General features: G+C 65.1%; 5 protein-coding genes and 2 rRNA genes. 6 read left to right on the top strand and 1 reads right to left on the bottom strand.

Annotated features, from left to right (window positions below; all coding sequences use genetic code 11):
• Positions 1-31 precede the first annotated feature (31 nt).
• Positions 32-643: a GNAT family N-acetyltransferase gene (locus tag AB5L97_RS07820; RefSeq protein WP_307959024.1), complete on the bottom strand. Its 612-nt coding sequence runs from the start codon at positions 641-643 to the stop codon at positions 32-34.
• Between the two features lie 156 nt (positions 644-799).
• Here AB5L97_RS07820 and AB5L97_RS07825 point away from each other — a divergent pair, with 156 nt between their 5' ends.
• The 6 genes from AB5L97_RS07825 to AB5L97_RS07850 all read left to right on the top strand — a co-directional run bounded on the left by AB5L97_RS07825 (position 800) and on the right by AB5L97_RS07850 (position 12670).
• Positions 800-1321 (top strand): adenine phosphoribosyltransferase, encoded by a 522-nt coding sequence (locus tag AB5L97_RS07825; RefSeq protein ID WP_369047385.1) that lies wholly within the window; start codon positions 800-802, stop codon positions 1319-1321.
• A 90-nt stretch (positions 1322-1411) separates the two neighbouring features.
• The gene (locus AB5L97_RS07830; protein WP_369047098.1) at positions 1412-3706 is read left to right on the top strand and encodes a HelD family protein; all 2295 of its coding nucleotides are present in this window, start codon (positions 1412-1414) and stop codon (positions 3704-3706) included.
• 17 nt (positions 3707-3723) lie between these two features.
• Positions 3724-5034, top strand: a complete 1311-nt coding sequence (gene tyrS / locus AB5L97_RS07835; protein WP_369047099.1) for a tyrosine--tRNA ligase — start codon at positions 3724-3726, stop codon at positions 5032-5034.
• A 90-nt stretch (positions 5035-5124) separates the two neighbouring features.
• Entirely contained in the window at positions 5125-7008 is a 1884-nt protein-coding gene (locus tag AB5L97_RS07840) for a pyruvate kinase (protein ID WP_369047100.1), read from the top strand.
• 468 nt (positions 7009-7476) lie between these two features.
• Positions 7477-9001 (top strand): 16S ribosomal RNA (locus AB5L97_RS07845).
• A 549-nt stretch (positions 9002-9550) separates the two neighbouring features.
• A 23S ribosomal RNA gene (locus tag AB5L97_RS07850) occupies positions 9551-12670 on the top strand.
• Together the 16S and 23S rRNA genes form the textbook arrangement of a ribosomal RNA operon.
• Positions 12671-12740 lie beyond the last annotated feature (70 nt).

Genomic DNA, 12740 nt, shown 5'->3' on the forward strand with positions numbered 1-12740 from the left:
GGCATTGCGGACGTGGCACCACCGGGGGCGCCTACGCGGCGTCGCCCGGCGCGAGCTCTCCAGGGCAGTCCCGCGGGGCGAGACGGGTCAGGAGCCGGGCGCGCACCATCGGCCATTCTGCCGTCAGCACGGAGAACACATCGGTGTCCACCCGCGCGCCGTCGTGCCCTGGGCGGTACGCGCGCAGTGTCCCCTCGTGGACGGCTCCCAGCTTGAGGAGGGCCTGGGCACTGCGGCCATTCCGGCTGTCCACCCGGAAGGCGACGCGGCTCAGGCCCAGATCCTCGAACGCGTGGGAGAGGACGAGGAACTTCGTCGCCGCATTGATCCCCGTTCCCCAATAAGGGCGGGCAAAGAACGTGCCGCCCACCTCGGCGCGGCCGAGGCGCACATCGACGTCGTAGAGCCCCGTGGTGCCCACGAGGGAACCGGTGAGCTCGTCCGCCGCGGCGAACGGCAGCGTGGAAGGATCCTCGAGGCGCGCGGCGAAGAGCTCGGCGAGGTCCTCGATCGAGTCGGGGCGGCGTGCGGCCATGCCGGACCACAGCCCTTCATCGATGTGGTGGAAGAGATGCTCCGCGTGCAGTGGCGAAAGCGGAAGCAGACGGACGCCGTTCCCGGCGAGCGTGAGCTCATGATGCATGCGGATATTGAAGCACCCCGAAGCCCGTCTGAATACGCCCTCGCGGCCTATGTGGACGTGAACTTTCGGTAACGTGGACCTGTGAATGAACCGAGCCCCGAAACGACGCCCCTCAGCCCCGCCCGAGCGGGCACCCCAGCACCCGAGAAGCAGGCTGTGGAGGACGTTCTGGACCGGTTGTGCGCCACGGTGCCGGACTATCCCAAACCGGGGATCACGTTCAAGGACCTCACCCCCGTCTTCGCCGATCCGGAGGGGTTCCGGACCATCGTCGACGCGATCATCGCTCCCTTCCTCGGCCGGTTCGACCTCGTGGCCGGGATCGAGGCGCGCGGGTTCCTCCTGGCTGCTGCGGCCGCCTACGCGGCCGGCACGGGCGTCCTGACGGTCCGCAAGGCCGGCAAGCTTCCCCGCACCACCTTCACCGAGGAATACGCCCTCGAATACGGCACAGCCGCCCTCGAGGTCCACACGACCGATATCCCGCAGGGCGCACGGGTCCTGGTCCTGGACGACGTCCTCGCCACGGGCGGCACGGTGGGTGCGGCGGTGCGGCTCGTCAACCGCAGCGGAGGGACCGTGGTCGGCGTCGGGGTCGTGCTCGAACTCGACGGACTCGGGGGTCGGGCTGCGCTCGCGGGGCAGGAGATCCACTCGCTCCAGTGCGTCGGCGGCTGATCCCTGTCGTGTTCCCTGCAGGGTTTCCGTCTGTTCACCGGAATCGCTGTAGAATGGACGGTCAATCTTTTCTGACAGGGGAAGGCAAGGATGCTCGACGCCGATCTCGCCCATGAACGGGTCTACGTCAAGGGTCTCTACACGAGACTCGACGAACTGCGCGAGGAAAAGCGCACTCAGCTCGCGGCGGTCCGGAAAGCCGGCGCGATCGGCTCGATCCAGAACATTTCGGAGCGTGACGCGTTCGCCGCGATGTATGAGGACCGGCTCGCCCAGCTCGATGCCGTCGAGGACCGGCTGGTCTTCGGCCGACTCGACCTCGACGGCGGCGAGTCCCAGTACATCGGGCGCATCGGGCTCAGCACGGAGGATCTGCGCCGTCTCATGGTGGATTGGCGCGCCCCCGAGGCGAGCCACTTCTACCAGGCCACGGCGTTCGACCGCCAAGGGGTGCGGCGCCGCCGGCACCTGATTCTGCAGGGCCGGGATGTGAAGGCCATCGAGGACGACGTCCTCGATGCGGAGATGCTCGCCGACGGCGGGGCGCACCATCAGGGCGAGGGTGCGCTGCTCGCGGCGCTGAACTCGAAGCGCACGGGCCGCATGGCGGATATCGTGAGCACGATCCAGGCCGAGCAGGACCGGATCATCCGCGCACCCATGTCCGGGGCCCTCGTGGTCCAGGGCGGACCGGGCACCGGCAAGACCGCCGTCGCCCTCCATCGGGCCGCCTACCTTCTGTACTCGCACCGCGACCGCCTCAAGAGCGCCGGTGTGCTGCTCGTAGGCCCGTCGTCGTCCTTCATGAAGTACATCGAGCGGGTCCTGCCCTCGCTCGGCGAGACCGGTGTGGTCATGTCGAGCGTCGGCCGCCTCATGCCCGGGATCACCGGCGTCCCCGAGGCGGACGCACGCGTCGCCGCACTCAAGGGCAGCCAGCGCATGGTGGGTCTCATCGCGGCCGCCGTCGCGAACCGGCAGCGCATCCCGGCCACCGAGCGCATCCTCGACGTCGAGGGATACAAGATCCTCCTCTCGCCCCGCCAGGTGCGGCGCGCCCGGGACAAGGCCCGGGCAACCGGCAAGCCGTACAACGAGGCGCGCAACACGTTCGTCAAGATCCTGCTGCGCGAGCTCACGGAGCAGCTCCAGTCCAAGGTCGAGGCGAGCGGCTCGGGCAACACGACCGACCGGTCCTACCTTGCCGAGGACGTACGCCAGTCCCGCGACGTGCGAGTCGCCGTGAACCTGTGCTGGATGCCGATGACGGCGGAGAAGCTCGTCTCGGAGCTCTTCGGCCGGCGCAGCATCCTGGACTCTGTGGCGGCCGGCTTCACCGAAGAGGAGCGCGACCTCCTGCGCCGCCCCGTCGATGCGCCCTGGACCGAGGCGGACGTCCCGCTCCTCGATGAGGCCGCTGAGCTGCTCGGCGAGCTCGACGCAAGCACAGGGCACGAGGCGGCCCGGCGCGAGTCGGAGCGTCGCCGGGACCTCGAGAACGCCCAGCAGACCCTCGCGAACATCGACGCGTCCCTGCGCGACCAGGGCATCGACGGAGTGGTGGGTGCGGAGGAACTCGTCGCGTTCCAGCAGGAGCAGGAAACGCGCATGACGGCGGCCGAGCGCGCCGTCGGCGACCGCACCTGGGCGTACGGGCACATCATCGTCGACGAGGCGCAGGAACTGTCCTACATGCAGTGGCGCCTGCTCGTGCGCCGCTGCCCGGTCAAGTCCTTCACGATCGTGGGCGACATCGCCCAGACGTCCGCGGCGGCCGGAGCGTCGTCGTGGGGGAGGGCACTGCGTCCGTTCTTCGGCGACCGCTGGACGCTCGAGGAGCTCACCGTCAACTACCGCACGCCGAGCCAGATCACGGAGGCCGCGACGCGCATGGCGGCTGCCGCCGGACTCGTCGTGTCGACGCCCAAGGCCGTTCGCGAGGGCCGCTGGGATCCGATCGTCGAACGCGTGACCCCCGCCGCGGACGGCACTGCCGGGCACGGCGACGGCAGCAGCGCTGTGGTCCGGCGCCTCCTCGAGGTCCTCCCGGGAGAGCTCGAGGCGGCCGACGGCGGACTGGTCGCCGTCATCGCGAACGGTCCCCTCGTGCGCACGGCCCGCGAGGCCCTCCGCGCGGCGTACGGGAAGCGCGTGGGCAGCGGCGCCGGAAGCTTCGAGCAGGACATCGTGGTGCTCGATCCCCGGGAGGCGAAGGGCCTCGAGTTCGACGTCGTCGTGGTCCTCGAACCATCGGCCCTGCTGGACCATGAGCACGGCAAGGTGGGTGACCTGTACGTGGCGATGACGCGCCCCACACAGCGCCTCAGGCTCATCTCCGAGGGGCCCCTCCCCGCCGGGATCGGGCAGGTGGCGGCGGGCGCGTGACTGATACCGTAGAAGCCGTGCCGCAGACAGCAATCCTCGACGCCCAGAAGAACGATCCGAGCTTCCCCAACATCTGGCAGGAACTCGTGTGGCGTGGACTCGTCCACGTCTCGACGGACGAGACGGAGCTCGAGGAGCTTCTCGCTGGAGACCCGATCACCTATTACTGCGGCTTCGACCCGACTGCCCCGAGCCTCCACCTCGGCAATCTGGTCCAGCTCCTCGTGCTGCGTAGGCTCCAGCTCGCGGGCCACAGGCCGCTCGGACTCGTCGGCGGCTCCACTGGGCTCATCGGCGATCCCCGCCCCACGGCGGAGCGCACCCTCAATACGAAGGACACGGTTGCCGAATGGGTCGGCTACCTGAGGGCTCAAGTGAGCCGTTTCCTCTCGTTCGAGGGCGAGAACACCGCCCGGATCGTGAACAATCTCGACTGGACCGCGCCGATGTCCGCGATCGACTTCCTCCGCGAGGTCGGCAAGCACTTTCGCGTCGGAACGATGCTGAGGAAGGACGCCGTGGCCTCGCGGCTGAACTCGGACGAGGGTATCTCGTACACCGAATTCAGCTACCAGATTCTCCAGGGCATGGACTACCTCGAGCTGTACCGCCAGTACGGCTGCGTGCTCGAGACAGGCGGCTCCGACCAGTGGGGCAACCTCACGAGCGGCACCGAGCTGATCCGCAAGGTCGAGGGGAAGACCGTCCACGCGCTCGGCACACCCCTCATCACGAACTCCGATGGCACCAAGTTCGGAAAGAGCGAAGGCAACGCCATCTGGCTCGACGCCGCGATGTGCTCGCCGTACTCGTTCTACCAGTTCTGGCTCAACGCCACGGACGCCGATGTGGTCGACCGGCTCAAGGTCTTCACGTTCCTCACGCGCGCCGAGATCGAGGAGCTTGAGACCGCCGTCAGGGAACGTCCCTTCGCCCGAGAGGCGCAGCGTCGTCTCGCATGCGAGGTGACATCCCTCGTGCACGGCGTCGAGGCAACGGAAAAGGTCATCGCAGCCTCGGCCGCGCTCTTCGGCAACGGCGACCTCGACGTCCTCGACGAGGGCACGCTCTCCGCCGCGACCGCAGAGCTCACGACGGCGGCCGTGACGCCCGCGCAGCTCGGGATCGTCGAGCTTCTCATCGCCACGGGCCTCGCTGAGAGCAAGTCCGCCGCGCGTCGCACCGTGGGCGAAGGCGGCGCCTACGTGAACAATGCGAAGATCACTGACCCAGAGGCGATCGTCGCCGCTGAGGATGCCCTGCATGGGAAGTACTTCCTCGTCCGCCGGGGCAAGAAGAACCTCGCGACCGCTGTCCTCGAGGGCTGAGGCCGCCTGCCGGGTGACCGGCAGATGAACTCTTGCTCACATCAGCCGCCTCCGTCCTCCAAGACGGAGGCTGCGTGGCATGGTAGACACATGACCGAGCGGGTGCAGGAAGGCGACTCCGGGCCTTTGACGGCCTCGGACGGGCCCGCTCCACGCCTGTCACCCGAGATCCTCTCAGAACTCGGCCTCCTGCTCGACGAGGTCCTCGGGCTTCTGGACGTGGCGCGCGCAGCCGAGGCAGCGCATGCGTCCGTGATCGCCTCGGTACACCCGCGCCACCGGGACAGCGCCGCCAACCTCGTCCAGTACGTCGCCCTGAGAGGCCGCGACATCAGAGACCTCCAGATGCGCCTCGCATCGTTCGGCCTCTCCTCGATGGGCCGTATTGAAGCACGTGTCGAGGCCAACCTCGAAGCAGTGTCCATCGCGCTCGCGCTCCTGTGCGGCCGGCGCGACGTGCCGATACAGCGCCGCCCGGACCTGACCGCGGGCCCACGCCGGCTTGATGCCAACGCTGCCTCCCTGCTCGGCCCCCAGCCCGGGCATCGCGTCTCGCGCATCATGGTCACCTTCCCGTCCGAGGCGGCGACGGACGCGGGCCTGGTGGCGCGCATGATGGACGCAGGCATGGATGTCGCCCGGATCAACTGTGCCCACGACGGCCCGCGGGCCTGGGCAGCGATGGCAGCGAATGTCCGGACCGCCGCCGGGGGCGGGGACTGCCGCATCTCCATGGACCTCGCCGGGCCCAAGCTGCGCACGGGCCCGGTGGCCCCCGGTCCCGAAGTGCTGAAGGTCCGGCCGAAGCGCTCGGCGACAGGCGTCGTCGTCGAGCCGTCCCGCCTCGCGCTAGTGCCTGCCGCGCAGGGCGGCGTCGACGTGCCCGAGGGCCTCCCGCGCCTACCGATCGACGACGCGGACTGGCTCGCTTCCCTGCGAACGGGCGGTTCGGTCAGCCTCATCGACGCGAGTGGTGCGCGCAGGCGCCTGTCGGTGGTCCACGGACGCGACGGGTGGGTAGAGGCCATGACGGACAAGACCGTCTACTTCGCCACTGGCCTCCGTCTGCGGAGCCATGGTCACCGCTCGGCCCGCATTGGGACGATTCCTGCACTGCCCGGCGCCCATCTTGTGCGGGCAGGGGAGCAGGTCGTGCTCACGCGATCCATGGAGCCGGGTCCCGTGGTCACCGGTGGACCCCACCGCATCGGCTGCTCCCTTCCGCAGGCCTTCGACGACGTCCGGCCGGGCGATCGGGTGTGGCTCGACGATGGCAAGATCGGCGGCGTCGTCCGCACTGTCACCGCCGAGGCGATGACGGTTGATGTGCTCACTGCCGGCGTCAACGGCGTGCGTCTGCGTGCCGAAAAGGGCATCAACTTCCCGGACAGCGAACTGAGCGTGCGCGCCCTCACGACGGACGATCTTGCCGCGCTGGATCACGTGGTTCGCCACGCGGACATGGTCAATGCCTCATTCGTCCGCACCGCGGGGGACGTGATCGCGCTCCTCGACGCCGTGCGGGCCCGCGGCCGTCAGGACCTCGGTATCGTGCTGAAGATCGAGACCGTCGAGGCCTTCGAGAACCTTCCCCAGATCCTCCTCGCAGCCATGCAGACGCCGGACCTCGGCGTGATGATTGCGAGAGGCGACCTCGCCGTCGAGGCAGGCTTTGAGCGCCTGGCCGAGGTTCAAGAACAGATCCTGTGGATCTGCGAGGCCGCGCACGTGCCTGTCATCTGGGCCACCCAGGTCCTGGACACCATGGCGCGGACTGGGCTTCCGAGTCGTGCAGAGGTGACTGACGCCGCGATGGCCGACCGGGCCGAATGCGTCATGCTCAACAAGGGACCCTTCATTGTCGAAGCCATCGGCTTCCTCGCGGGGATCCTCACGCGGATGCAGGCGCACATGAGCAAGAAGCGCACACTCCTGCGACGCCTGCGCAGCTGGTCACTCGACGCCGAAGACTGACCGCGCCCCCGCCCCTTGCGCCCACTTGGTACGGCCGGCCGGGCACCGGTGAGGTCAACTTGCACGCACGCGGAGCAGGGGGTAATGTAGTCCGAGTCGCCGCCGCAGGGCGGGGACAGAATCCCCAACAACTTAGCCGAGAAATGCTCGGATCGCCGGAATTCCGGCGCTTCTGCAGCGCCTCGGGGCAGGTTTCGGATAAAACGCGGATTTGCTTCTGCGGTCGGAAATCGGTAAAGTTGTGGATCGTGCTTCAGGGAAGTGCGCGGCTGAAATGGCCTAGCGCGTTACCTGGGGGCCTGTTGTTTGAGAACTCAATAGTGTGCCAAGTTTTGTTGATGCCGTTTTTTTGGTGTCTTTTGCCCGGTGCTGTGCCGCTCCTGTGGTGTGGTGCCGGGTGTTGATGCCGGATCATTTTCTGTCGGCCTGGCTGCCTTATTTTCCTGGGGTGCCGGGTCGGCGTGTTTTTTGACGGAGAGTTTGATCCTGGCTCAGGATGAACGCTGGCGGCGTGCTTAACACATGCAAGTCGAACGATGATGCCCAGCTTGCTGGGCTGATTAGTGGCGAACGGGTGAGTAACACGTGAGCAACCTGCCCTTGACTCTGGGATAAGCCTGGGAAACTGGGTCTAATACCGGATATGACCCCTTTGCCGCATGGTGGGGGGTGGAAAGCCTTGTGCGGTCTTGGATGGGCTCGCGGCCTATCAGCTTGTTGGTGGGGTGATGGCCTACCAAGGCGACGACGGGTAGCCGGCCTGAGAGGGTGACCGGCCACACTGGGACTGAGACACGGCCCAGACTCCTACGGGAGGCAGCAGTGGGGAATATTGCACAATGGGCGGAAGCCTGATGCAGCGACGCCGCGTGGGGGATGACGGCCTTCGGGTTGTAAACCCCTTTCAGCAGGGAAGAAGCGCAAGTGACGGTACCTGCAGAAGAAGCGCCGGCTAACTACGTGCCAGCAGCCGCGGTAATACGTAGGGCGCGAGCGTTATCCGGAATTATTGGGCGTAAAGAGCTCGTAGGCGGCTTGTCGCGTCTGCTGTGAAAGCCCGGGGCTCAACCCCGGGTCTGCAGTGGGTACGGGCAGGCTGGAGTGCAGTAGGGGAGACTGGAATTCCTGGTGTAGCGGTGAAATGCGCAGATATCAGGAGGAACACCGATGGCGAAGGCAGGTCTCTGGGCTGTTACTGACGCTGAGGAGCGAAAGCATGGGGAGCGAACAGGATTAGATACCCTGGTAGTCCATGCCGTAAACGTTGGGCACTAGGTGTGGGGGCCATTCCACGGTTTCCGCGCCGCAGCTAACGCATTAAGTGCCCCGCCTGGGGAGTACGGCCGCAAGGCTAAAACTCAAAGGAATTGACGGGGGCCCGCACAAGCGGCGGAGCATGCGGATTAATTCGATGCAACGCGAAGAACCTTACCAAGGCTTGACATGTGCCGGACGGTCCCAGAGATGGGGCTTCCCTTCGGGGCCGGTTCACAGGTGGTGCATGGTTGTCGTCAGCTCGTGTCGTGAGATGTTGGGTTAAGTCCCGCAACGAGCGCAACCCTCGTTCCATGTTGCCAGCACTTCGGGTGGGGACTCATGGGAGACTGCCGGGGTCAACTCGGAGGAAGGTGGGGACGACGTCAAATCATCATGCCCCTTATGTCTTGGGCTTCACGCATGCTACAATGGCCGGTACAAAGGGTTGCGATACTGTGAGGTGGAGCCAATCCCAGAAAGCCGGTCTCAGTTCGGATTGGGGTCTGCAACTCGACCCCATGAAGTCGGAGTCGCTAGTAATCGCAGATCAGCAACGCTGCGGTGAATACGTTCCCGGGCCTTGTACACACCGCCCGTCAAGTCACGAAAGTCGGTAACACCCGAAGCCGGTGGCCCAACCCCTTGTGGGGGGGAGCCGTCGAAGGTGGGACTGGCGATTGGGACTAAGTCGTAACAAGGTAGCCGTACCGGAAGGTGCGGCTGGATCACCTCCTTTCTAAGGAGCCCCTCGCACTGTTCGGTGCCGGCCTGCATGGGCTGGTGCCGGTGGTGCCAGGCGAGAGCCCGTTTCGTGCCCGTTCGTGGTGCGGCGGGTGCTCATGGGTGGAACATCGGCAGGATTCGTGGCCCGTGCCCTGTGCGCGGTGCCCCGGGCAAGTACGCTCCGGCCCCCTCTTGGGGGGTGCTGGTGCTGGAACGCCGGGGGTGCTGTTGCGCAGGGGTGGGGTCCTTGGCACACTGTTGGGTCCTGGGACAGCAGTCCCCGCGCCCTCCTTCCCGGCCCCTGCCGTCCTCCTCCTGTCCCCCCTTGTTGTGGGGTGGCTGGTGGGGGCGGGGGTGCCGGGTGTGGGGGGTGTGTGGTGCCCGCCTTCCCCTGGCAGCCGCCTGTTCGGCGGTGTGTGGGGGTTGTGGGGGTTGTTGTTTGAGAACTGTATAGTGGACGCGAGCATCTAGCAATTTCGTCTTTCGAGACGGATTTATTTTTTTGCTGTAGGACAGCGTGCGCGCCGTTTGTGGCGTGTGTGTGTCCTTGGTTTCTTTGCGTGTTGAAGTTTCCAAGGGCGCACGGTGGATGCCTTGGCATCGGGAGCCGATGAAGGACGTGGGAATCCGCGATAGGCCTGGGGGAGTCGATAACCGGACTTTGATCCCAGGGTCTCCGAATGGGGGAACCCCGCCGCACTTGATGCGGTGACCCGCCGTTGAACGCATAGACGGTGTGGAGGGAACGCGGGGAAGTGAAACATCTCAGTACCCGCAGGAAGAGAAAACAACAGTGATTCCGTCAGTAGTGGCGAGCGAACGCGGATGGGGCCAAACCGTGCGTGTGTGATACCCGGCAGGGGTTGCGCGCATGGGGTTGTGGGGCCTTGCTTCGACTGTCTGCCGGCGGTCGGGGGTGTGGTGCAGTGGTGTAGGCGAACGGTCTTGAACGGCCGGCCGGAGAGGGTGTGAGTCCCGTAGCCGCAATGCCAGCTGCCGCCCTTGCGAGTGTCCCCAAGTAGCACGGGGCCCGAGGAATCCCGTGTGAATCTGTCAGGACCACCTGATAAGCCTGAATACTACCCGATGACCGATAGCGGACTAGTACCGTGAGGGAAAGGTGAAAAGTACCCCGGGAGGGGAGTGAAACAGTACCTGAAACCGTGCGCCTACAAACCGTCAGAGCGGGCCTGCTCCCGTGATGGCGTGCCTTTTGAAGAATGAGCCTGCGAGTCAGTGCCACGTCGCGAGGTTAACCCGTGTGGGGGAGCCGTAGCGAAAGCGAGTCTGAACAGGGCGTTCAGTGGCGTGGTCTGGACCCGAAGCGGAGTGATCTACCCATGGCCAGGTTGAAGCGACGGTAAGACGTCGTGGAGGACCGAACCCACTTCAGTTGAAAATGGAGGGGATGAGCTGTGGGTAGGGGTGAAAGGCCAATCAAACTCCGTGATAGCTGGTTCTCCCCGAAATGCATTTAGGTGCAGCGTTGCGTGTTTCTTGCCGGAGGTAGAGCTACTGGATGGCCGATGGGCCCCACAAGGTTACTGACGTCAGCCAAACTCCGAATGCCGGCAAGTGAGAGCGCAGCAGTGAGACTGCGGGGGATAAGCTTCGTAGTCGAGAGGGAAACAGCCCAGACCACCGGTTAAGGCCCCCAAGCGTGTGCTAAGTGGGAAAGGATGTGGAGTTGCGAAGACAACCAGGAGGTTGGCTTAGAAGCAGCCACCCTTGAAAGAGTGCGTAATAGCTCACTGGTCAAGTGATTCCGCGCCGACAATGTAGCGGGGCTCAAGCACACCGCCGAAGCCGTGGCAGTCCCACGATACCCAAGCCGTCATGGTTCAGGGGTGGGGCTGGGTAGGGGAGCGTCGTGCGGGCAGTGAAGCCCCGGAGTGATCCAGGGGTGGAGGCCGCACGAGTGAGAATGCAGGCATGAGTAGCGAAAGACGGGTGGGAAACCCGTCCGCCGGATGATCAAGGGTTCCAGGGTCAAGCTCATCTGCCCTGGGTAAGTCGGGACCTAAGGCGAGGCCGACAGGCGTAGTCGATGGACAACGGGTCGATATTCCCGTACCGGCGAAGGACCGCCCATGCCGGACAGCCGATGCTGACCGCCCGAGCCCCACGCCGTGCCTCCTTCGGGAGGCGCACTGTGGGGGGAGCGCGGGGACCAGAGCTGCGAGGCAAGCGTATTAACAGGTGTGACGCAGGAAGGCAGCCCGGCCAGGCGATGGTAGACCTGGTCCAAGGATGTAGGGCGCGCGGCCGGCAAATCCGCCGCGCACGAAGCCTGAGATCCGACGGGACCCCCTCACGGGGGGATCGGGTGATCCTATGCTGCCTAGAAAAGCATCGACGCGAGGTCCCAGCCGCCCGTACCCCAAACCGACACAGGTGATCAGGTAGAGAATACCAAGGCGATCGAGAGAATCACGGTCAAGGAACTCGGCAAAATGCCCCCGTAACTTCGGGAGAAGGGGGACCCGGGCCCACATCCGCACGCGCTGCGGGGAAGGGGCCTAGGTCGCAGAGACCAGGGGGAAGCGACTGTTTACTAAAAACACAGGTCCGTGCGAAGTCGCAAGACGATGTATACGGACTGACTCCTGCCCGGTGCTGGAAGGTTAAGAGGACCCGTCAGCCGCGAGGCGAAGCGGAGAATTCAAGCCCCAGTAAACGGCGGTGGTAACTATAACCATCCTAAGGTAGCGAAATTCCTTGTCGGGTAAGTTCCGACCTGCACGAATGGAGTAACGACTTCCCCGCTGTCTCGACCGTGAACTCGGCGAAATTGCACTACGAGTAAAGATGCTCGTTACGCGCAGCAGGACGGAAAGACCCCGAGACCTTCACTATAGTTTGGTATTGGTGTTCGGAGCGGCTTGTGTAGGATAGGTGGGAGACTGTGAAGGGGGCACGCCAGTGCCCGTGGAGTCATCGTTGAAATACCACTCTGGTCGCTTTGGACACCTGAACCTCGGCCCGTGATCCGGGCCAGGGACAGTGCCTGACGGGTAGTTTAACTGGGGCGGTTGCCTCCCAAAGAGTAACGGAGGCGCCCAAAGGTCCCCTCAGCCTGGTCGGCAACCAGGTGGCGAGTGCAAGTGCACAAGGGGGCTTGACTGTGAGACAGACATGTCGAGCAGGGACGAAAGTCGGGACTAGTGATCCGGCGGCACCTCGTGGAAGGGCCGTCGCTCAACGGATAAAAGGTACCTCGGGGATAACAGGCTGATCTTGCCCAAGAGTCCATATCGACGGCATGGTTTGGCACCTCGATGTCGGCTCGTCGCATCCTGGGGCTGGAGTAGGTCCCAAGGGTTGGGCTGTTCGCCCATTAAAGCGGTACGCGAGCTGGGTTTAGAACGTCGTGAGACAGTTCGGTCCCTATCCGCTGCGCGCGCAGGAGATCTGAGAAGGGCTGTCCTCAGTACGAGAGGACCGGGACGGACGAACCTCTGGTGTGCCAGTTGTACCGCCAGGTGCACGGCTGGTTGGCTACGTTCGGATGGGATAACCGCTGAAAGCATCTAAGCGGGAAGCCCGCTTCAAGATGAGATCTCCATCCACCGCAAGGTGGGAGAGGCCCCCAGCAGACCACTGGGTTGATAGGCCGGACGTGGAAGACAGGACTGAAGACTGTCGAAGCCGACCGGTACTAATAGGCCGACAACCTCAACACCACCACACCCACCACCCCCAAAAGGGCGGCCCGGGTGCGGGAACGAAACCATGCTACGCGTCCACCATAC

It is taken from the genome of Sinomonas sp. P10A9 (assembly GCF_041022165.1).
GTDB classification, from domain to species: domain Bacteria; phylum Actinomycetota; class Actinomycetes; order Actinomycetales; family Micrococcaceae; genus Sinomonas; species Sinomonas puerhi.